General features: G+C 34.9%; 18 protein-coding genes. 12 read left to right on the top strand and 6 right to left on the bottom strand.

Features of this window, described 5'->3' with window-relative positions; genetic code table 11:
- Positions 1–130: 130 nt before the first annotated feature.
- Together M2326_RS07180 and M2326_RS07175 are read left to right on the top strand one after the other, a co-directional pair.
- Complete coding sequence (locus M2326_RS07180; protein ID WP_264618879.1) at positions 131–2,752, top strand: MGH1-like glycoside hydrolase domain-containing protein; 2,622 nt, start codon at positions 131–133, stop codon at positions 2,750–2,752.
- A 207-nt stretch (positions 2,753–2,959) separates the two neighbouring features.
- A complete protein-coding gene (locus tag M2326_RS07175) occupies positions 2,960–3,535 on the top strand; it encodes a YciE/YciF ferroxidase family protein (RefSeq protein ID WP_264618878.1) in 576 nt (191 codons plus the stop codon).
- Positions 3,536–3,589: 54 nt separating this feature from the next.
- Here the strand turns inward: M2326_RS07175 and M2326_RS07170 are convergent, their stop codons facing one another.
- The 3 genes from M2326_RS07170 to M2326_RS07160 form a co-directional block, all read right to left on the bottom strand.
- Entirely contained in the window at positions 3,590–4,090 is a 501-nt protein-coding gene (locus tag M2326_RS07170; protein ID WP_264618877.1) for a pyridoxamine 5'-phosphate oxidase family protein, read from the bottom strand.
- Between the two features lie 199 nt (positions 4,091–4,289).
- Positions 4,290–4,808, bottom strand: coding sequence for a hypothetical protein (locus M2326_RS07165; protein ID WP_264618876.1), 519 nt, complete (start codon positions 4,806–4,808; stop codon positions 4,290–4,292).
- Positions 4,809–4,905: 97 nt separating this feature from the next.
- Entirely contained in the window at positions 4,906–5,487 is a 582-nt protein-coding gene (locus M2326_RS07160; protein ID WP_264618875.1) for a BON domain-containing protein, read from the bottom strand.
- A 383-nt stretch (positions 5,488–5,870) separates the two neighbouring features.
- On the opposite strand from M2326_RS07160, the gene asnS reads away from it, so the two are divergent.
- Together asnS and rpoN are read left to right on the top strand one after the other, a co-directional pair.
- Complete coding sequence (gene asnS, locus M2326_RS07155; protein WP_264618874.1) at positions 5,871–7,316, top strand: asparagine--tRNA ligase; 1,446 nt, start codon at positions 5,871–5,873, stop codon at positions 7,314–7,316.
- 81 nt (positions 7,317–7,397) lie between these two features.
- Positions 7,398–8,867, top strand: coding sequence for an RNA polymerase factor sigma-54 (rpoN, locus tag M2326_RS07150; RefSeq protein WP_264618873.1), 1,470 nt, complete (start codon positions 7,398–7,400; stop codon positions 8,865–8,867).
- Positions 8,868–8,949: 82 nt separating this feature from the next.
- Here the strand turns inward: rpoN and M2326_RS07145 are convergent, their stop codons facing one another.
- Together M2326_RS07145 and M2326_RS07140 are read right to left on the bottom strand one after the other, a co-directional pair.
- Positions 8,950–9,384, bottom strand: coding sequence for a glycine zipper 2TM domain-containing protein (locus tag M2326_RS07145; protein ID WP_264618872.1), 435 nt, complete (start codon positions 9,382–9,384; stop codon positions 8,950–8,952).
- 123 nt (positions 9,385–9,507) lie between these two features.
- Positions 9,508–10,098, bottom strand: a complete 591-nt coding sequence (locus tag M2326_RS07140) for a thymidine kinase (protein WP_264618871.1) — start codon at positions 10,096–10,098, stop codon at positions 9,508–9,510.
- Positions 10,099–10,294: 196 nt separating this feature from the next.
- On the opposite strand from M2326_RS07140, the gene M2326_RS07135 reads away from it, so the two are divergent.
- The 7 genes from M2326_RS07135 (at position 10,295) to M2326_RS07105 (ending at position 18,052) form a co-directional block, all read left to right on the top strand.
- Positions 10,295–11,530, top strand: coding sequence for a hypothetical protein (locus M2326_RS07135; RefSeq protein ID WP_264618870.1), 1,236 nt, complete (start codon positions 10,295–10,297; stop codon positions 11,528–11,530).
- 88 nt (positions 11,531–11,618) lie between these two features.
- Positions 11,619–12,332 carry a 16S rRNA (cytidine(1402)-2'-O)-methyltransferase gene (rsmI, locus tag M2326_RS07130; RefSeq protein WP_264618869.1) on the top strand — a complete coding sequence of 238 codons (714 nt, stop codon included), beginning with the start codon at positions 11,619–11,621 and terminating at the stop codon, positions 12,330–12,332.
- Positions 12,333–12,334: 2 nt separating this feature from the next.
- Positions 12,335–13,390, top strand: a complete 1,056-nt coding sequence (locus tag M2326_RS07125; RefSeq protein WP_264618868.1) for a flavin monoamine oxidase family protein — start codon at positions 12,335–12,337, stop codon at positions 13,388–13,390.
- A 14-nt stretch (positions 13,391–13,404) separates the two neighbouring features.
- A complete protein-coding gene (locus M2326_RS07120) occupies positions 13,405–13,749 on the top strand; it encodes a HopJ type III effector protein (protein ID WP_264618867.1) in 345 nt (114 codons plus the stop codon).
- 539 nt (positions 13,750–14,288) lie between these two features.
- Entirely contained in the window at positions 14,289–15,980 is a 1,692-nt protein-coding gene (gene recJ / locus M2326_RS07115; RefSeq protein WP_264618866.1) for a single-stranded-DNA-specific exonuclease RecJ, read from the top strand.
- A complete protein-coding gene (locus M2326_RS07110) occupies positions 15,977–17,245 on the top strand; it encodes an MFS transporter (protein ID WP_264618865.1) in 1,269 nt (422 codons plus the stop codon). The genes recJ and M2326_RS07110 overlap by 4 nt, the downstream gene beginning before the upstream one ends.
- Positions 17,246–17,695: 450 nt before the next feature.
- Complete coding sequence (locus tag M2326_RS07105; protein WP_264618864.1) at positions 17,696–18,052, top strand: hypothetical protein; 357 nt, start codon at positions 17,696–17,698, stop codon at positions 18,050–18,052.
- A gap of 81 nt (positions 18,053–18,133) precedes the next feature.
- Here M2326_RS07105 and M2326_RS07100 read toward each other — a convergent pair whose 3' ends face one another.
- Positions 18,134–18,949, bottom strand: a complete 816-nt coding sequence (locus M2326_RS07100; protein WP_264618863.1) for a S1/P1 nuclease — start codon at positions 18,947–18,949, stop codon at positions 18,134–18,136.
- Positions 18,950–19,382: 433 nt separating this feature from the next.
- Here M2326_RS07100 and M2326_RS07095 point away from each other — a divergent pair, with 433 nt between their 5' ends.
- On the top strand, positions 19,383–21,926 hold the full coding sequence (locus tag M2326_RS07095) for a TonB-dependent receptor (RefSeq protein ID WP_264618862.1): 2,544 nt from the start codon (positions 19,383–19,385) through the stop codon (positions 21,924–21,926).
- The last annotated feature ends 2 nt before the right edge of the window (positions 21,927–21,928 follow it).

The raw sequence follows: 21,928 nt of genomic DNA, 5'->3' as shown, positions 1-21,928 counted from the left end.
CTAATTCAACAATTTACGAATACTGATTATACTGAAGGTTTGTTGTTAAAAAAACATTACTTTAGACGAAAGCTATCTAGTATAACTAGATGTTTCACAAAAAAGATTTAATTATTAAGAATTACAGAATATGACCGATACGACTTCTGAAGTAGAAAGATTAGCTATTAATGACACCTATAGAACTTGGAAAAAATGGGGTCCTTATTTAGCCGAAAGACAATGGGGAACCGTTCGCGAAGATTATAGCGAAGATGAAAATGCATGGGAATTTATCAATCATGATAAAGCACGTAGCAATGCTTATCGATGGGGAGAAGAAGGAATTGGTGGATATTGTGATTCACGCGAAATTTTATGTCTGGCACCTGCTTTTTGGAATGGGAATGATCCTATTTTAAAAGAAAGATTGTTTGGACTAACCAATAATCAAGGAAATCACGGAGAGGATGTCAAGGAACTATATTTTCATCAAGTTTCTACACCCACACATTCGTACAGCAAATATTTATACAAATACCCACAAAAAGAATTCCCTTATAACGAAATAATTGAAAAAAATCGTCGTAGTAGAGAGGAGTCTGAATTTGAGTTACTAGACACAGATAGCTTTAAAAATAGTGCTTATTTTGATTGCTTTATAGAATATGCAAAAGCTGATGTAGATGATATTTTGATGAAAGTGACTGTAATCAACCGTGGTAAAAAGGCAGCAAAAATTCACGTACTTCCCCATCTTTGGTTTAGAAATTTCTGGAAACATAATGATAAGTTCACCCGTCCAAACATGAAGTCCTTAACAGAGGATTCCGTCCATTCTAGAAGTAGTAGAAACGGAAATTATTACTTTTATCATGAAGAGGGAGAGCAGTTATTTTGTGAAAATGAAACTAACAACAAACGAATTTACAACTCCCCCAATGGAGTTGATTATGTAAAAGACGGAATCAATGATCACGTTGTTGACGGACTGCCTACTGTAAATCCTGAGAAAAATGGATCTAAATTGGCTGTTTGGCATAAAATGATCCTTAAACCTGGAGAAGAAAAAAGTATAAAAGTTCGTTTAAGTAAAAAAACAATCGAAGATCCTTGGAGTAATTTTGATACCATATTCACTGAAAGAATTAAAGAATGTGAGGAATTTTATGATGGCATTATCAAAAAAGACATTCCGAAACACCGACAAGAACTTGCGAAAAAGGCTTTTTCAGGCTTGTTATGGACTAAGCAATTCTATTATTACGATGTACATAGATGGTTTTTTGGTGGTCCAGGAGAAAATGCTTCAAAAAGACCACCTACAAGAAATTTCAGTTGGCAACATTTGAACAATCGACATATTATCTCTATGCCTGATAAATGGGAATACCCATGGTATGCAGCTTGGGATTTAGCTTTTCATATGGCAGCATTTGTCGAGATTGACCCCTACTTTGCAAAAGAGCAGTTATTATTAGTATTGCAAGAAGGATACATGCACCCTAATGGACAAATTCCAGCTTACGAATGGAACTTTAGCGATGTTAACCCTCCAGTGCATTCGTGGGCTGTATGGAATATTTATGATAAAGACAAAGCCAAAACAGGAACTGGAGATACCGTGTTTTTGGAAAGAGCTTTTCAAAAATTACTACTTAATTTTACATGGTGGGTAAATCAAAAAGACAAAAGTGGTACCGATCTATTTGAAGGTGGTTTTCTAGGACTTGATAATATTGGAGTTTTTGACCGTAACCATATGCCAGAAGGTATTACCAGAATGCAACAAGCAGATGCTACAAGTTGGATGGCAATGTTCTCCTTAAACATGTTGCGCATGTCTCTTGAACTGGCAAAAACTAATAAAGTTTATGAAGACTCTGTGATTAAGTTTTTTAGACACTTTTTGAACATCGCTTGGGCAATGCATCATATTGGTAAAAAAGACATTTCACTTTGGGATGATCAAGATAACTTTTATTATGACGTTGTCGAAATGGCAAGTGGAGCAACAGACTTAATGAGAGTACGTTCATTAGTAGGTATTATCCCGTTATTTGCTGTTGAAATCATTCATAAGGATTTATTTGAAGAACTCAACAAATTTAGTACTAGAGCAGCAGAAATAGTAAAAACACGCCCTGACTTAGCATCGTTAATATCCAATATACATCATGCAAATGATGAGGGAAATTATCTGTTTTCAATCATGAGAGGGTTTCGATTAGAACATCTTTTAAAACGTTTATTAGATGAAAAAGAGTTTCTTTCGGATTATGGAATTCGTTCTTTGTCAAAATATCACGAAGAGCATCCATTTGTTTTTCAACACCATGGACACCACCAAATTCAATATGAATCTGGAGAAAGTCAATCCAATATGTTTGGAGGAAATTCCAATTGGCGTGGTCCCATTTGGATGCCTTTGAACTATATGATTGTTCAGTCGTTGCGTAAATACTATACTTTTTACGGACCAACTTATGTATATGAATTCCCGACAGGTTCTGGAGTAAAAATGAACTTGAAACAAATTGCAAATGAATTGAGCAAACGATTAATAAAACTTTTTGAGCCCAATCAAAAAGGGAAGTTCCAATATCACTCTGATGATGCCAACAACCTTTTTACTAGAGATGAACACTTTAGAGATGAGCATTTCTTTTATGAATTTTTTGATGGAGATAGCGGTAAAGGTTTAGGAGCATCTCACCAAACAGGTTGGACAGCGCTTATTGCAAACTTAGTCCTAGAATTGGATGAAGATTAAATAACAATACAGTTAATAAAACATGAAACTTCCCATCTCAAAATGATGGGAAGTTTTTTTTTATTCTTATAAAAAAACACTCTACCTTTCTGCTTACTACTTAAACTTTTAAATGAGGATCATATAATTTTTCTAAAGAATTCTGTAATAATTTTAAGCAGTCAAACTGCTAATTTTGAATAGGTTAATCAATTAAAAACATTCATTATGAAAACTACAGAAACAAAAGAAAAAAAAACAACTGCGAAGACAGATGCAAAAAAAGGTACTATTAGAGCAAAATCTGATGCTGCATCTGGATTAAAAGAACTATTTATCGATTCCCTTAAAGATATTTATTGGGCAGAAAAAGCATTAACGAAAGCGATTCCTAAAATGGCTAAAAACGCTAGCGATAAAAAACTAATAGAATCTCTGAATAATCACCTAACTGAAACAGAAGAACATGTAATAAGACTTGAAAAAGTATTTGACCTTATCGGTAAAAAAGCGACAGCTAAAAAATGTGATGCCATGGCTGGCCTAATTGAGGAAGGAAAAAGTATAATGGAAGAAACTGAACTGGGAGTTGTACGTGATGCAGGTATAATTGCAGCCAGTCAAAAAATTGAGCACTATGAAATTGCAACTTACGGAACATTACGCCAATTTGCAGCTACGTTAGGATTTTCAGAAGCGGCAACGCTCTTAGAAGAAACTCTTGAAGAAGAAAAAGGAGCCGATATTAAATTAACAGAAATAGCAGTAGAGGCTATTAATATTGAAGCTGCTGAGGCAGAATAAATAAAAATAAAGTCAAAAGTGCGGTTACGAAACCGCACTTTATATACTTTTAAATTATAATTTCAAATCACCTTCGATACCGTCATCCATCGTTTTCCCTGTTATAAAGGAAGTTGTCATTTTTGCAACAGCCACAATTTTATTGTGTTTATTATTCCAATAATACCCATCTTTTGGTACTACTTTTATTGCACTCAAATTGGGATCATCAACACCTTCTGGCATCCAAACTTTTACAATTGGTGTAAACAATTCTTTTATAATCTCACGATCATAAGTGATACTCGCTGTCCCATGTAAGGTCAAAAACTGATCGTGTGGGGCTGAAAAAAATAACTCTACTGTTGGATTCTGAATTATCTCAACATTTTTCTCACTTGTTTTATCAGATAAAAACCAAAGATTTCCCTCATCATCAATTTTCTGAGCAGCCATTGGTCTGGAGTTGATTTTACCCTCTTTGTACGTGCAAAATAAACAGGTCTTTATATCCTCAGCCAAGTCTTTAATTTTGTCTACTGCTGCATCGTCTCTTAATTCTTTATAATCTCCCATGATTTTTAGTTTTTATTTTAATACTTCTTTGATTAACAATAGTATAAAGTTCTACTTTAAACCCAAGATTTAGTTACACAATTTCCTTACTAAATTACTAGATTTCAACCACCTACTCATTTGGGTATATAGCAAAATAAAAAAACACAGCTTGGGGCTGTGCTTTGTATGTTACAACTTGTAAAAGTAAGAAATCAAACTATGCTCGATCTTCTTCCAAATCATTATGGTTGTCACCTCCCAAACTGTAGTAATTATTTTCCTCGTCTTCACTACCTATATTCTCCTGTTGATCGTCTAATTCAGAACCAGGTATATCTAAATCTTTCCCAGATTTGTCGTTACGGAAATCTATTTCGTTGGGCATTCCTGGTACCTCATTGGGTGATTTATTTTTCGAAATATCATTAGGATCCAATTCTCCAACTTTTACACCTTGTTGATAAATGTCCTCTGAAGCAGGATAATTTTGAAGATCAGCATAGTGGGTATTTTCTTCTGTTTTACTTAACTGCTTACTACTATGTGTTTTAGAATAATCTACAAATAATTCTTGCAAAGAATTATAATATTCTTCTAGATTTTCATTAGTTACTTCACCATTTTCAGAAATTTTTACGGGCATTTCAGCGATGTATTTGACCAATTCAGGAAAATTACTCTGAATTTTGGTGGTTATACTTGTGATCTTTTGATCTAATTCTATTTTAGTTTTCATATTGTCTATTTTAATTTATTAATTATTTAAACGTTACAGAATTTATTTTGGTCACGAATCAGAAGAATGCTAAGCAAAAAAGCATTCTTTAATCCATTTAATATGAACTAATCTGTAATTCATTTTTTACTAGCCAAATTCCAGAACTACTCCAAGCAATTCGTCCAATCTTTTCTTTTTCATCCCAAGAATTTACTGTACCGCTAAGTATAGCCGTAGTATCAATTACTTTTACTGATATATCAATATTGTGCGGTAAACCATTACCAAAAATAGCTTCTTCAATTTCTTTTTCTTGCATAACATTATTAGTTTTTGACTTAATTTTAATATTATCGGTAACTCCAATAATTCCTGATAGGGCACTCAAAACATTCCTAACAGCGTCCTTTTGACATGAACAAGTCAATTCACCTTCCAGAGTAACCCAACCTTCATCAGCTTTTATACTAATATTCCCCTGTGGAATCCAATGATTTAATTTTAATGCCAATTTCACATCATCTGTAAGTTCACTATTTGTTTTTTTTGTATAAATAGCATCTACTTCAGGCTGCAAATTATCGCAAACAAATTCACTAACTTGAGTCCTATATTTATCATTCCATATCACAGAAATCAAGGATTCTCGTTTTTTTTTGATACTAGCACCTAGTTGTAATTTTTCATTATTTTTCATCCAGAATTTAATTAATGAGCTTCCTATTTATTGAATATAAAGGTACCAACAAGCTACAATTTGTACTTATACAGTTATAATATTATGTTACATCATTCGAATATTGAAGTAGAAAGATTGATAAACCAACAGCCCAAATAAACAAAATGGCCTCAAAATATCTAGACAAACACTGATTAACACCTTTATTTTATTAAAACATTATAACTTCAAAACAGCTACATGATATAGATTAGAAGCATATCCTCTACGAATTTTTTCAAAAACCAAATAATATAGTATCCTCGAGCACAGAGAGTAAAAATTCTATCTGAAAAATAACTTCAAAAGATTTATATTTGTAGTTGAAAAATGAGTCTTTTTAAATTAATTACAACCCTAAAATGAGACATACAAAAGTTAAAGAATTGCTTAACAGTGCCTCGACACTGCCAGAAGTAAATGCAAAAGGATGGGTAAGGACTTTTAGAAACAATCAATTTATTGCCTTAAATGATGGTTCGACCATCAATAATATACAATGTGTGGTGGATTTTGAGAATACACCAGACGAAATATTAAAAAGAATTACCACTGGAGCTTCCGTTTCTGTAACGGGTGCCTTAGTCGAAAGTAAAGGTGCGGGTCAGAAATATGAAATTCAGGTAGCCAATTTGGAGATACTTGGAGATTCGGACCCAGAAAAATTTCCGATGCAACCCAAGAAGCATTCCATGGAGTTTTTGCGTGAAAATGCCCATTTACGTGTACGGACGAATGCTTTTGGAGCGATTATGCGAGTACGTTCTGTATTATCATTTGCCGTGCATAGCTATTTTCAGGAAAAAGGTTTTGTGTATGTGAATACACCAATTATAACAGGTTCTGATGCAGAAGGAGCTGGAGAAATGTTTAAAGTAACTGCTTTATCTTTTGACAAAACGCCAAGAACCGAGGACGGAAAAGTAAATTATAAAGAAGATTTTTTTGGTAAAGAAACCAATTTGACGGTTTCTGGACAATTGGAAGGGGAAACATTTGCAATGGCTTTGGGACAGATTTATACATTTGGACCAACTTTTAGAGCAGAAAACTCTAATACATCTCGTCACTTGGCCGAATTTTGGATGATTGAACCAGAAGTAGCCTTTAATGATTTGAATGACAACATGGACTTGGCAGAGGAATTTATACAGTATGTCATAAAATATGCTTTGGAGAAATGTCCTGAGGATTTAAAATTCTTAGAAGCCCGTTTACTAGACGAAGAGAAATCAAAACCGCAAGCAGAAAGAAGCGAAATGGCTTTGCTAGACAAATTAGATTTTGTTTTGAAAAATAATTTCAAACGTGTATCTTACACAGAGGCAATCGACATTTTGAGAAACTGCACACCCAACAAGAAGAAGAAATTTAATTATATTATTAACGAATGGGGAGCTGACTTACAATCAGAACACGAACGTTATTTGGTAGAGAAACACTTTAAATGTCCCGTGATTTTATTTGATTATCCGGCAAACATCAAAGCGTTTTATATGCGTTTGAACGATAACACAGCACCCGGCAAAGAAACGGTTCGCGCCATGGACATCCTTTTCCCCGGAATTGGAGAAATCGTAGGTGGATCACAACGCGAAGAGCGTTTTGACGTTTTGATAGAAAAAATGAAAGCGTTAAATATCGATGAACAAGAATTGTCTTGGTACCTTGACACTCGTAGATTTGGTAGCGCAGTTCACTCAGGTTTTGGACTTGGGTTTGAAAGATTGGTCTTGTTTGTAACCGGAATGACCAACATACGCGATGTTATTCCATTTCCTAGAACACCAGGGAGCGCGGAATTTTAAAAATTTGTTTCAAGTTTTAAGTTTTAAGTGGCTATATGTACTGAAACTTGAAATACTAAAATAAAACAACAAAAAACACAAATGCTAAAGCAATTCTTAAATTTAAAACTATCTCAAAAATTATCTCCTCAGCAAATTCAGCTGATGAAGTTAATTCAATTGCCTACGCAAGCATTCGAACAGCGTTTGTTGGAAGAAATGAATGAGAATCCAGCTTTGGAAACTGGAAACGAAGAAGATGATTATGAAAACGACGAATTCGAAAATGACGAATTCGATGATTATGATGACAGCGACGATGCGGATAGAATCGAAGCGGATGACATCAATATAGACGATTACCTAAGTGATGATGATACACCAGATTACAAAACACAAGCCAACAATTACAGTGATGACGATGAGAGTCGCGAATCACCTATTGCTGCTAACATAAGTTTCCATCAAGATTTAATAAATCAGTTGAATACATTTATACTGGATGATGAAGAGCGTCAAATTGCCGAATTTCTGGTCGGTAGTATTGATGATATGGGATACATACGCAGAAGTATTGCTGACTTGGTAGATGACATGGCCTTTACGCAAGCACTATACACGGATGAAGTAATGGTCGAAAAAATGCTTCATGTGATTCACGAACTTGAACCATCTGGTGTAGGAGCTCGTGACTTACAAGAATGCTTGCTGTTGCAATTGAAACATCGTACCCCTACAGAATATGTAGATTTGGCAATTGATATTATTGAAAACCAGTTTGATGCTTTTACCAAAAAACATTATGAAAAACTGATTCAAAAATACAATGTTTCAAATGAGCAGCTCAAAAAAGCCGTTCATGAAATTGAGCGTTTGAACCCAAAACCGGGTGGCTCATTTACTGGGAACAATAAAGTGACTGAAAATGTAGTTCCCGATTTTGCTATTCGAATAGTTGAGGGTGAATTGGAACTCACACTTAACGGGCGGAATGCTCCCTCGTTACACGTTTCAAAAGATTACCAAGATATGTTGCGTACATACAAGGACTCTCGCGACAAATCCAATGATCAAAAAGATGCCGTACAGTTTATTAAGCAAAAATTGGATTCGGCCAAATGGTTCATCGATGCGATTAGACAGCGACAAGAAACGCTATTTGTCACCATGAATGCGATCATGCACTACCAAGAAGATTTTTTCTTGGAAGGAGATGAGATCCTTATGAAGCCTATGATTTTGAAAGATATTGCCGATTTGGTTGGTTTGGACATTTCAACGATTTCACGTGTAGCCAATAGTAAGTATGTAGAAACACCTTACGGAACCAAATTAATCAAAGAATTTTTCTCTGAAGCGATGAAAAATGATCAAGGAGAAGATGTATCAACCCTCGAAATTAAAAAAATATTACAAAACATTATCGAAGAAGAAGACAAGAAAAAACCATATCCAGACGATCAATTAGCCGAATTACTTAAAGAAAAAGGGTATCCAATTGCTCGAAGAACAATTGCTAAATATAGAGAACAACTCGATATACCTGTAGCTAGAATGAGAAAGAAAATCTAAAGCTTTTGGGGTTACAAAAAATTAAGAAGGCTGTTTCACTTACATGAAACAGCCTTCTTAATTTAATTTAATTTACTTTTTTTTATTTCTTGCCATCAATAATAGCTCCAGTTCCTGCTCCAATACCAGCACCAGCTAAACCACCGATAATAGCACCAGTTCCTTTTTTCTTGCTAATTACAGCTCCTGTAACCGCTCCTACTCCAGCACCAATAACAGCCCCTTTGGCAGCACCACTCCATTTCTTTTTTGCAACTGGTGCAACCGACTGAGTAGTTGCTTGCGTAGTTTGCTTTACTACCACTGCTTCTTTGGTAACTGCTTGTTCTTGCTTTGCCATTTCTATTTTCATAGAATCAATCGTTTTTTTCTTCACCATCTCCATTTTCATAGAATCAATGCTAACTTGCTTAATAGAGTCAATACTCATTTGGCTGTCTGACATTACCCCTTCCTTATCTGCTTTTTTACAAGACATAATCATTAACGAAACCACTACTACATAAATATATCTCATAATTTTTGATTTTAATATTGATCAAAGGTAAAGCAAATTAAAGTCAATTGGTTCTCAAATTATTTTATAAAGTTACACTATTATAATCGGTACTCAAATCCTAAAAAAAAGAAAACCAAGAACTTAGTCGTCTTGGTTTTTTTGAATTGCTCTATAATATGCCCCTCGACTTAAGGGCTCATATTCTTCGGTTTCACCCAACATGACTAATTTTTCGTTGTTGTTTTTTCGAAAACTAAAATGTGCTAGATTTCCTGTACGGGTGCAAACAGCATGTACTTTGGTAACATATTCGGCCGTTGCCATTAAAGCAGGCATGGGTCCAAAAGGATTCCCTTTAAAATCCATATCTAATCCCGCTACAATAACGCGAATTCCTTGATTGGCCAAGTTATTACAAACGGTAACAATTTCGTCATCAAAAAATTGAGCTTCATCAATACCAACTACATCACAACCTTGCGCCAAAATCGAAATATTGGCAGCTGCAGGCACAGGTGTTGATCGAATTTCGTTGGCATCATGTGAAATAACTAATTCATCATGGTATCTAGTATCGACGGAAGGCTTGAATATTTCGACTTTTTGTTTGGCAAATTGGGCTCTTTTCAACCTTCGGATCAATTCTTCTGTTTTACCAGAAAACATGGAACCACAGATCACTTCAATCCAACCAAACTGCTCTTTATGATTTACTGTATTTTCGAGAAACATTTTGTTTTTTCTTACTTAAAAAATGAATAGTTTTTATTACTTTGTAACTTGATAAATGCACAGAAGATTTTATACTTTTGTATCATCTCAAAAGTAGAAAATTTTTATCAATTAATGAGCTTTACCGCCATTAAACCTTTACATTTTTAGATCAACTAATATTACAACATTCGCTACTTATTATAATTCTACCGTTATGAAAAAAAGATTGGAAGCTGACTTAATCAGCATTGCACACCGCATTTTACAACTAAAAAACAAATCTGATGTGAACCAACTGTTTTTGGAAACTCAAAAATTATATGAAAAACTATCTGTTTTACGTTTTGTAGAAGAACAATATGGTACCGTAAAACCGACTATTGGTCATGCCGCAATGATCAAAGACGCAGAGGCTTTTTATGATAATGAAGCTCCTATACTCGACACCTTGGTACAAGACAACGTGATCATAGAACCATTACCAATACCAACCGATATTCAAACTAGTACTCCCGTAACTGAAGCTTCAACCCCAATCGAAGAAAGAACAGCGGCAAGTCCTGCACTTGATGAAGCGACCGCAGTTATTAATGAAACAATTCCTTCACAAGAAACTCATACAATTACCGATGGGTACAACCTAGACGAGGAACAGCATATTGAAGAAGAAATTGAACTAAACCAAATCGAAGATGAAGAAGTCTTCGAAGAAACAGAAGAAGAAATCCTTGAAGAACATGATTCTGAAATACTAAACGAAACTACATCCGAAGTAGAGGAAGATGAAATTGATCTAAACGAAGAAGAGGAAAATGAAGTAGAAGCCTTTGAAGAAGAAGACCAAGAAATTATCGATGAAGAAGATGAAGAAGAAAGCGAAGAGGATGACGAAGTTTTGATTGCTCCTCCAGCCTTTACTCCCAATTTTACCCTAAGTACAGAGGAGGAGGATGACGAAAAAATAGAAAATATAGTTGCAGCAGTAGCAACACCTCCTAAAAAAGCAGAAGCAATACAAATCTCATTTGAAGATTTACTGGGCACTAGCTACAACGAGCCTCAATTTGTAAAAGTAGAGAACGTAAAACCCATTGTACCAATACCTGTTTTTGAACCGATCAAAGTAGTTGAAAAAACTATAGAAGAAAATGTGGTTGCTGCCAAAGAAATAGTCACCGAAAAAGCAACTATAAAAGCAGTATCCCTCAATGATAAATTATCAAAAGGAATTGAAATCGATTTAAACGATCAAATTGCTTTTGTGAAACACCTTTTTGGAAACAGTAGAGAAGATTATAATCGTGTAATGAGTCAGTTGATTACATTTGATAATTTTTACGAAACCAAAGATTTTATTGATCAAATGGTAAAGCCAGACTATAATGAATGGAAAGGTAAAGATGACTACGAAGAGCGTTTTATGGATATTATCGAAAAGAAATTTCTATAACTATTCCTAAAAACAAAATAAATTAGCCAGGTTTTCTTACTTAGTAAGAAACTCTGGCTAATAATTATTTAAAAACAAATGTAAAACCATGTCCAAATTATATATTGTCCCTACTCCTATTGGTAACCTCGAAGACATGACTTTTAGAGCGATTAGAGTCCTCAAAGAAGCAGATTTGATTCTTGCAGAAGATACTCGCACCAGCGGTAAACTCTTAAAACATTTTGAGATTGGTACCCACATGCACAGTCACCACATGCACAACGAGCATAAAACAGTCGAAAACCTAATTGCTCGTTTGAAAGCTGGAGAAACTATCGCATTAATATCTGATGCTGGAACTCCTGCCATCTCAGACCCTGGTTTTTTATTGACACGTGCTTGTGTAGAACATGGGGTTGACGTAGAATGTTTGCCTGGTGCCACTGCTTTTGTACCTGCGTTGGTTAATAGCGGACTGCCAAATGATAAATTTGTCTTTGAAGGTTTCTTACCCGAAAAAAAAGGGAGACAGACCCGTTATTTAGAAATAGCCGAAGAAACAAGAACTATGATTCTATACGTTTCTCCTCATAAGTTACTAAAAACGTTAGTAGAATTCATTACTTATTTTGGAGAAGATCGCCAAATCTGTGTCTCTAGAGAATTGTCAAAATTACACGAAGAAAATGTAAGAGGTACTACTCGTGAAGTGCTTACTCACTTTGAAAAAAATGCTCCACGCGGTGAAATCGTAGTGGTAGTAGCCGGAAAAACAATCGTAAAAGAGCCAAAGAAAAAGAAGTTTTCAGCAGAAGAATAATCATGAATAATTCCAAAATAATTATTATCGGAGCCGGATTATCAGGACTAGTGACTGCTTATTTATTACAAAAAAAAGGAATCGAAGTACTCGTTCTGGAAGCCAATATAACAATTGGAGGCCGCATTCAAACCCTTGTTGAAACCAACGGAACGAGTATAGAAATGGGAGCTACTTGGTTTGGAAAACAACACCCTAATTTATTAGAGTTTTTAGCCGAACTAGATCTAGATTATTTTAAACAACATACCAAAGGTACTTCCTTGTTTGAAACCATGTCTTTTGTCCCTCCTCAAAAATTTGAAATTCCAGATTCTGATGAGCCTTCGTACCGCTTGGTTGGGGGCACATCTTCGTTGATCGAAAAATTAGCAGCTAGTATTGGTTTAGAGAACATTAAAACAGATACAAAAATATGTACCATCAGAGAAAATGGAGACCAGATAGAAGCTAAAGATTCCCTCGAAAACAGCTATTTCGCCCAAAAAGTGATTGTAACATTGCCTCCTAACTTGGCGGTAAACACAATTGTTTACCACCCCCAATTACCGCAACCGCTTCTAAACTTAGCACAAAATACCCATACTTGGATGGGCGAATCCATAAAATTTGCCCTAGCATACACCACTCCATTTTGGAGAGAAAAACAGTATTCTGGCGCCCTATTTAGTCATGTCGGTATTATCACCGAAATGTACGATCATTGCACCTTCGACACAAAAGGATTTGCGTTAAAAGGCTTCCTTAACGGAGGAACCAATGTGCTCAGCAAAGAGGAACGACAATCCAAAGTAATCCAGCAGCTCGTACAATGTTTTGGAAAAGAAGCAGAAAATTACACTGCCTATCATGAAAAAGTATGGAGAGACGAAGCACTTACTTTTTTTCCGTACGAAGACTTGGTGATGGCTCATCAAAATAATGGTCACGACCTATACCAAAAGTCATTCTTAAATGATAAGTTACATTTTGCAGGTTCCGAGACAGCTACTCAAAATCCAGGATACATGGATGGTGCTATTGTAGCGGCCCAAACAATCAGCTCAAAATTAAAATAAATAACTCGCAGGATATGAAACTAGAACCTTTTTTAGAAAAGTTAAAACAAGAACCCAAATCGATTGCCTTTGCAGACACTATTGCGGTGATCGAAGAAAAATACAATTTTATTCCAACCACTTTTCAAAATGGAAATACCCATAACGAAGCAGGAACAAATTCAGGTTCTTGTAAATTATTTGCATTCGCAAAAGCACAAAACTTTACGCAAGAACAAACATTAGCTTGTTTTGGATCTTATTATTTTGAAGAAGTGCTAGGAGATACAGAAGGAACAAGCCACCAAAACATTAGAAATTTCATGATCACTGGATGGGATGGAATTCAGTTCGAAGGGAATGCATTAGAACTAAAATAATACAGCTCTATCTTTTATGATTCGTTGTATGGTATAAAAATCAATAACGAATTATAAAAGATAGAGTAATATAACCGAAATTGTTGTTTGACTTTAATATGGCTCTCCAAAACAATACCCTCCTATTTTTTTTAATTACAATCATCTGTACCTATCAGTTCATAATAGGGATTGGATTTTTTGTCAATGTCCTTTTCGTTACAGTCAATAACCTTTCCTAAAAATTCTCTTTGTACTTACGCTCAAAATAGAATCGTGAACAAGGATACTATTTAGCATCAACATACACTATCAAACTTAGTCAGACTATAATAGAACTCTTTAATTTCGTCAATTGCTATTGCGACTCAATCAATCCACCTTGCTTAAAATCAGCTACTTAAAAATAGTCATTTAATACCGAAATAAAAATACTTTATCTTTTTTCAAGCAACATCATTTATTGAAAATTTTAATCAATTTAACATCCTTTTATAAAGACTAATTAAAACAAAAAAATTAAATTCGTAGGATATTAATTCTCATTAATTTACCCTTACATGCGTTGGACCATTAAACCAAAACCTTCACCAGAAAAAATTCATCATTTGGCGAAAGCCCTTACTGTAAAAGATTTTGTGGCAACCTTATTAGTTCAACGTGGTATTGAAACTTTTGAAGAAGCAAAAGCCTTCTTTCGACCCTCCCTCATTCATTTGCACGACCCCTATTTGATGAAAGATATGGACAAAGCAGTGGAACGAATAGAGCTAGCAATCCAAAACCAAGAACGGATTCTTGTTTTTGGAGATTATGATGTGGATGGCACTACAGCTGTTTCTTTGGTCGCTTCGTACTTAAAAACATATTATCCAAATGTGGATACTTACATACCAGATCGTTATTTGGAAGGTTATGGTATATCCTTCAAAGGAATTGATTATGCTGAGGACAATGAATTTTCGTTGATTATCGCATTAGACTGTGGTATAAAATCTATCGATCATGTTGCCTATGCCACAGCAAAAAACATTGATTTCATTATTTGTGACCACCACAGACCAGGAGAAAAATTACCTGCTGCAGTTGCCGTCTTAGATCCAAAACGGAATGACTGTACTTATCCCTATGATGAATTATGTGGTTGTGGGGTTGGTTTCAAATTGATCCAAGCTTTGGGTAGCAATAGAAACCAAACAATAGACGATTTACTTCCATACCTTGATTTGGTTGCCACGGCCATTGCTGCGGATATTGTTCCTATGACAGGTGAAAATCGAGTTTTAGCTCATTTTGGACTACAGGTAATTAATAGCAGTCCAAGACCTGGAATCAAAGCTTTGATCCACCAAGTCAAAAAACAAACACTAGATATTACTGATGTCGTTTTCATTGTAGCACCCAGAATTAATGCTGCTGGTCGCATCAGACATGGCAATTATGCGGTCCAGTTACTGACCGAATTTGATTTTGAGCAAGCCCAAGAATTTGCTTCTGAAATAGAAAAAAACAATGCCGATCGAAAAGAATTGGACCAACAAATTACCAAAGAAGCACTTCATCAAATTATAAGCAATAACGAAGAAAACTGCTATTCTACAGTAGTATTTCAAGAGGATTGGCATAAAGGTGTTATAGGAATCGTAGCCTCGCGCCTCATCGAAACGCATTATCGCCCCACCTTGGTATTTACCAAAAGTGGTGAAAAATACGCAGCATCTGCCCGTTCTGTAAAAGGGTTTGACGTTTACAATGCGCTCGAAGCTTGTGCGGAACATCTGGAACAATTTGGAGGTCATATGTACGCGGCTGGAATGACGCTACTACCAGAAAACTATGCCGCTTTCAAAGCCGCTTTCGAAAAACAAGTTCGAGATACCATCTTACCAAAGCAACGAGTTCCTGAAATAGAAGTCGATATCGAAATAGACTTTGATACTATCTCCCCAAAATTCATTCGGATTTTAAAACAATTTGAACCTTACGGACCACTCAATATGACACCGGTTTTCTTGACCAAAAACGTGATCGAAACCGGATACGGGAAACCAATGGGTAAAGAAAACGAACACTTAAGACTATTTGTCAAACAAAACAATTCAGAAGGTCTCGCAGCTATCGGATTTGGATTAGGAAATAAAATAGATTGTACCACCAATCAAAAACCGTTTGAAGCTGTCTACTGCATTGACGAAAATGAATGGAACGGAAAAATCACCACACAATTACGATTAAAAGACATTAGATCATGAGCATTAAAAAAATCAAGAAAGATCCTTACCAAGCATTACGCTACAAAGAATTCAATACCTTCCTACTCGTTCGCTTTGCTATGGTATTTGCATGGTCCATGCAATTTATTGTTATCGAATGGCAAGTTTACAGCATCACCAAAGATCCATTATCTTTGGGTTTAATTGGATTAATGGAAGTCATTCCAGCCGTTAGTATGGCATTATTTGCAGGTCATTTTGTAGATCAGAAAGAAAAAAAAGGCATGCTTCTCAAATGTATTTTGGCCTTCTCAGTCATTAGTTTCGGTCTCTTTTTATTGACCTGGCCAACCGTAATATCAGGCTATAATATACAAACAGTGCTGTATGCTATCTACTTCTTGGTATTCCTGGGTGGCTTGGTACGTGCCTTCCTAGGTCCAACTATATTTTCTCTAGTCTCTTTAATTGTTCCCAAAAGTGCTTATTCAAATGCCGCAACTTGGAGCAGTTCGGCTGCGCAAATTGCATCTGTAGTGGGACCAGCCGTAGCTGGATTTTCGATACATCTTATTGGCGTTCATTGGTCGATGTGTTCTGTTTTCATGTGTTCAATAATTGCGCTACTCGCCTTATCTCAAATAGAAAAAAAGCCCATTTTAAATCCAAAAATTGGTGAACCGATTATTCAAAGTTTGAGTGAAGGAATCAAATTTGTATTCAATAACAAAACAGTTTTAGGAGCAATCACACTCGATATGGTTGCTGTTCTTTTTGGTGGAGCGGTAGCATTATTACCCGTTTTTGCACAAGACATATTAAAAGTAGGACCCGAAGGTTTTGGATATTTGAGAGCAGCACCTGCCATAGGTTCCTTTTTGACCTTGCTTGTAACCGCGTATGTCCCACTCAATACCAATGCAGGAATAAAACTTCTGGTTGCCATTTTTGGATTTGGAATTTGTATTATAGTTTTCGGGTTATCTTCTATTTTCTGGATTTCGTTGGTTGCCCTATTTTTAAGTGGCGTGTTCGACGGAATTTCAGTTGTGATTCGTCAAACGATTTTATTCTTAAAAACGCCCGATCATATGCGTGGACGTGTTTCTGCTGTAAACTCAATGTTTGTGGGTTCATCCAACGAGTTGGGTGCTTTCGAAAGTGGTTTAACGGCTCGCTTGATGGGTACCGTGACTGCAGTAGTTTTTGGAGGAAGCATGACTCTCTTGGTCGTGATTTTAACAGGTACATTATCTCCAACTTTTAGAAATCTAGACCTCAGCAAAGATACCGACATAGAATAAGTGATTTAAAAAATATTATTCAAAAACCATAATTATTCTTTAGGAGCTCTAAGTATGGGATTTCAAAAGAAATATCCTTCCCGCTCTTAAACTATATCTTTGTGTTTTTAAAGAATAAATACAAAGGTTGCTGCTTCGATCTAGGCTAAAGAGTTTGCTTTTATTTCATAACAATTATCGAATTAAAACTAAAACACAAATTAAATAACCCTATTAATTAATACAGCCCTATATTCATTAATCAGTATTTATAGTTTCGATTAAAATGGCGAAACCAAATTGAAGTAAATTGCTGATAAATGATATTTTACTGTTTGCTTTTTTTAAGCTATTTTAAAAAAAATATGTAGCATAAAACTATAATATTACATTAAAATCCTAAAATTTTATATAATTATTTTTATTCATTCTAAATAAAAATAATTACATTTGTGAGACTAATATAATCTCATGAAAGAAATACAGGCCATTTATCAAAATGAATTTGGAATTTCGTTTTACTGGATAGACGAAAATCAAACACTCAGAAACAAAATCCAACTCGTCTTTAGAGAAACAGGGTTACAACTTAACACACAAGAATTAGTTGATTTTAAATGCTTGATAGAAGAAAGCATTTCCAAAAATCAATGTTGTGAAGACTGTGCGCTTAAAAATAACTGCGCAAAATATTTATTAAAAACACCTTTTCATGAACTTGATTTAGCCATGTCTATCAACGAAATGAATCAAATGAACAATTTGATTTCGACTACCATTTTCAAAATAACATTAGATGAATACCTTACTGGCATTGGTAGAAACTAAAAAAGCTGCCCATTACGGACAGCTTTAAGTATATTTTGGAATTCGTTTTAATATTCAGAACAAAAATTTCCTGAATAAAAATTACAAATCAGCAAGAAAAGTATTTAACCATTTTGATTTACATTTAAAAACTTCGTTAAGAATCAATGCCAAACGAACCCCCCCTTTTTCTAATTGTTTTTGAGCTACTGGAAAATTTTGGTACATATATTTGTACCCCAATTTATCGTCTTGATGCGTTTGACTGTATAATGTCAAAGCCAATTTTCTAGACTCAACCACCCAGTCCAACAGAGTTCCTTTCTCAAATACGGCAACCTCATCTTTTGTGATCATAATGTCATTATTTGTAGCCAATTCGGTATAACTCATTTGATAATCGTCAATCATATCAGAATCCCAAACACGGTGCAAATTAGAATCAGCTCCAAACCATTTAACTTTCACATCATTTCCCCCTTTATCAGATGAATTACCGGCGTGAAGCGGCATGTGTAAATCACCCACAAAGTGAATAAGCATTTTCAAGAAGAATGCCTTTTCATCCTTAGAAGTTTCTTTTGAACGAATCTTTACCACACAGGTTTTTATTCCTTGTATTACATCACCTTCTGGATTAATAGGATCGTCTTTATATTTTTTATTTCCTTCAAAATTCACATAATGCCAAGAATAATATTTATTATACTGAGAATCACTCTTAATATCATCTGCATAAACAGCAACCGAAGCGACAGATTCATTATTCAATAAATCATTAATCTTACGCGTAGTTTTTTTTCTTAAATGTTTGGCTGCAATTTCACCTACAGTTCTATGTCCTGTTTTTCCCCAATTTGGTGCCGCATAACTTGCAAAACTCACACTAATTACTAGTGCTACTATCAACTTTTTCATACTTCAAATTATATTTATAATCGAAAGCTAAGAAACAACATTTTATAAAAAGGAAAAAGCAATAAACGTTAAGATATTGTGTCTATTCCATTATTATTATTTTGTGAAATAATTGTAAATAGAATTACAACAAAGAGGATCTTCATACTAATCCTAATAGCTAAACCACAATCTATATATCAATAAAAAAAGAAACTAATCTCTAGTTATTCCATATTTTTATAAATATAGTTCAAAAAAAGACTATTTCAGCCCTAAATACTAATACTAAATGTAATATTCCTTTATTTTCAAAATGATAACGATAACTTAACGTTAATTAGCGATTCTTAAATTTAAGTTAATAATAAGGGTGTTTTTAGATAAATTTAAGTTAACGTCATTCCTCTATGAGATATCTAATTTTACCGTTCTAATTAAATTACATATAAAAATGAAGAAAATTGTACTATTAGTGGTATTCACTTTAGTAAGTCTTACTAAAATTTATTCACAAAACAAGAAAGTAATCGCAGGAAACATTCAAGATGACAATGAAATCCCATTAATAGGAGCTTCAATTGTAATCGACGGCACAAATGAAGGAGCGATATCAAATGCAGAAGGAGATTTTCAATTTAGCACTGATAAAACACAAGGAACATTAATAATAACGACAATTGGATTTACTACCAAGAAAGTAAAATTCCATAGTTCTCATTCAAAATATATTGAAATCGTTTTGGAAAGTTCTTCACAAGGACTAGATGAAGTAGTCGTCTTTTCGTCTAGAGCAGTAGAAAGAAAAACACCAGTTGCTGTATCAACAATCAAAAAGGAAGCAATTGAGTTAAAACTAGGAAATCAAGAATTTGTTGAAATTTTAAAATCGGTACCAGGAGTTTACGCAAGTAAAGAAGGTGGTGGATTTGGAGATGGAGATATTACATTAAGAGGGTTTAATTCCGAAAATGTTGCCGTATTAATTAATGGTATTCCTGTAAATGACATGGAAAGCGGACGTGTTTTTTGGTCCAACTGGACAGGTCTAGGAAGTGTTTCCTCATCGATACAAGTACAAAGAGGTTTAGGAGCCTCAAAAGTAGCCGTACCATCGATAGGAGGGACAATCAATACCATTACAGACAATACAGCCTCCAAAGAGGGTGGACAAGTCAGCTATAGTGTTGGTAACAACAACTACCAAAAGGTAGGCGTTAAACTATCGACAGGTATAATGGATAATGGATATGCTGCCACCGTTTATGCCGACAAAATTAGCGGAGACGGTTATGTGGATGGTACGCCGTTTGAAGGAATCTCTTATTTCGGAAGTATCTCTAAAAGAATAAATGAGAAACACCGTCTAGTGCTAACGGCAACTGGTGCTACACAAACACACGGTCAACGGTTTGAGCGATTATCTATTCAGGATTATAGAACAAGTGACAGAGGAATTAAATTAAATAAAGGTTGGGGATACAAAAACGGACAACTGTTTGCTTTGAGTCAAAACTCATTTAATAAACCCTTAATTTCTTTAAATCATTATTGGAAAATAAATTCAAACAATAAACTTTCTACAGCCGTTTATTATTCTTCTGGAAAAGGAGGCGTGAGCTTTGAAGACGGTGCTGACAAAGGAAAACTAACTGGTCCAAATGCTTACCGTTTTGGAACTTTTGGCCCTGTTGATGTTGACCGTGTAGTTGCAGAAAATATTGCCAACGGAGAGTCAACCGCGATAATACAAACTTCTGCTAACAATCATATTTGGGCTGGAGCAATTAGTACTTGGACCAGTAGAATAAATGATGATTATACCTTTACTGGTGGATTGGATTACCGTTATTACAAAGGGACACACTTCAAACAAGTTAACGATTTACTTGGAGGACAATTTTACAAAGATAATGGAGATGTAAATAATCCTAACAAAGCAGCTGTAGTGGGAGATAAAGTCGGTTTTTACAATGACACTTTTGTCAACTGGATCGGAAATTTTGCACAACTAGAATATGACCATGATCAAGTTACAGCATTTGTAGCTGTAAATGCTTCCAATACTACTTATAGCAGATTAGATCACTTTAGAAAGTTAGACTCAGATCCATCACGTAAGACAGATAACGTAAACTTTATCGGCTTTGGAGCAAAAACGGGTGGGAATTACAGACTAGATGATTATAGTAATATTTTTGCAAATGTTGGTTATTTCGAAAGAGCACCTTATTCATCTGCTGTTTGGGCTTCTAACAATAATGACCAAACGAACAAAGATGCCAAAAACCAAAAAATATTAAGTTTTGAACTTGGTTATGGTTTACGTTTACCCAAATTGGCTGCCAATCTTAACGTTTATAGAACACAATGGAATGACAGAACACAAACAGATACAAGAACAGCACTCAACCCAACAACAAACGCGCTAGAAGTAATTTACACCAACATTCTAGGTGTTAATGCCCTTCACCAAGGTGTAGAACTAGATTTTGAGTATCGACCATCAACAGACTTAACTTTAACAGGGATGGTTTCTTTGGGAGATTGGAAATGGAAAAATGATGTAAAAGCAGTGATTACAGATTCTGACCAAAACGTAATTAGTAACGTTAATTTATTCATCAAAGACTTACCTGTAGGGAGATCGGCACAAACTACAGCAGCATTAGGAATGCAATATCATGTGACTCCAAAAACAAGTTTGAACATTGATTACAATTATTACGATAGGTATTATGCTGATTTCAACCCTGGAACGCGTACTACTGCAGGTACCGATCCATGGAAAGTTCCAAGCTTCCACTTGATTGATGCTTCAATACTACATAAGTTTCGTATTCTTTCTTTGAACACCAAAGTTATTGCTCGAATGAATAACGTTTTCAATACAGAATACATTACTAGAGCCAACGACAATGACGGAACTGCGGCAGGAGCAACCGTATTTTTTGGATCTGGAAGAACTTTCAGTATCAGCACAATCATTAATTTCTAATA

This window comes from Flavobacterium psychraerolatum (genome assembly GCF_025960985.1).
Classification (GTDB): Bacteria; Bacteroidota; Bacteroidia; order Flavobacteriales; family Flavobacteriaceae; genus Flavobacterium.
This window is presented reverse-complemented; position numbering and strand designations above follow the sequence as displayed.

Excerpts from the sequence above, each read along its gene's own strand:
- M2326_RS07140 (WP_264618871.1), bottom strand. The coding sequence starts at position 10,098 with ATGTTTCTCGAAAATACAGTAAATCATAAAGAGCAGTTTGGTTGGATT.
- M2326_RS07145 (WP_264618872.1), bottom strand. The coding sequence starts at position 9,384 with ATGAGATATATTTATGTAGTAGTGGTTTCGTTAATGATTATGTCTTGT.
- rpoN (WP_264618873.1), top strand. The coding sequence starts at position 7,398 with ATGCTAAAGCAATTCTTAAATTTAAAACTATCTCAAAAATTATCTCCT.
- M2326_RS07095 (WP_264618862.1), top strand. The coding sequence starts at position 19,383 with ATGAAGAAAATTGTACTATTAGTGGTATTCACTTTAGTAAGTCTTACT.
- M2326_RS07180 (WP_264618879.1), top strand. The coding sequence starts at position 131 with ATGACCGATACGACTTCTGAAGTAGAAAGATTAGCTATTAATGACACC.
- M2326_RS07135 (WP_264618870.1), top strand. The coding sequence starts at position 10,295 with ATGAAAAAAAGATTGGAAGCTGACTTAATCAGCATTGCACACCGCATT.
- M2326_RS07160 (WP_264618875.1), bottom strand. The coding sequence starts at position 5,487 with ATGAAAAATAATGAAAAATTACAACTAGGTGCTAGTATCAAAAAAAAA.
- M2326_RS07125 (WP_264618868.1), top strand. The coding sequence starts at position 12,335 with ATGAATAATTCCAAAATAATTATTATCGGAGCCGGATTATCAGGACTA.
- M2326_RS07120 (WP_264618867.1), top strand. The coding sequence starts at position 13,405 with ATGAAACTAGAACCTTTTTTAGAAAAGTTAAAACAAGAACCCAAATCG.
- M2326_RS07170 (WP_264618877.1), bottom strand. The coding sequence starts at position 4,090 with ATGGGAGATTATAAAGAATTAAGAGACGATGCAGCAGTAGACAAAATT.
- asnS (WP_264618874.1), top strand. The coding sequence starts at position 5,871 with ATGAGACATACAAAAGTTAAAGAATTGCTTAACAGTGCCTCGACACTG.
- M2326_RS07175 (WP_264618878.1), top strand. The coding sequence starts at position 2,960 with ATGAAAACTACAGAAACAAAAGAAAAAAAAACAACTGCGAAGACAGAT.
- M2326_RS07100 (WP_264618863.1), bottom strand. The coding sequence starts at position 18,949 with ATGAAAAAGTTGATAGTAGCACTAGTAATTAGTGTGAGTTTTGCAAGT.
- rsmI (WP_264618869.1), top strand. The coding sequence starts at position 11,619 with ATGTCCAAATTATATATTGTCCCTACTCCTATTGGTAACCTCGAAGAC.
- M2326_RS07110 (WP_264618865.1), top strand. The coding sequence starts at position 15,977 with ATGAGCATTAAAAAAATCAAGAAAGATCCTTACCAAGCATTACGCTAC.
- recJ (WP_264618866.1), top strand. The coding sequence starts at position 14,289 with ATGCGTTGGACCATTAAACCAAAACCTTCACCAGAAAAAATTCATCAT.
- M2326_RS07105 (WP_264618864.1), top strand. The coding sequence starts at position 17,696 with ATGAAAGAAATACAGGCCATTTATCAAAATGAATTTGGAATTTCGTTT.
- M2326_RS07165 (WP_264618876.1), bottom strand. The coding sequence starts at position 4,808 with ATGAAAACTAAAATAGAATTAGATCAAAAGATCACAAGTATAACCACC.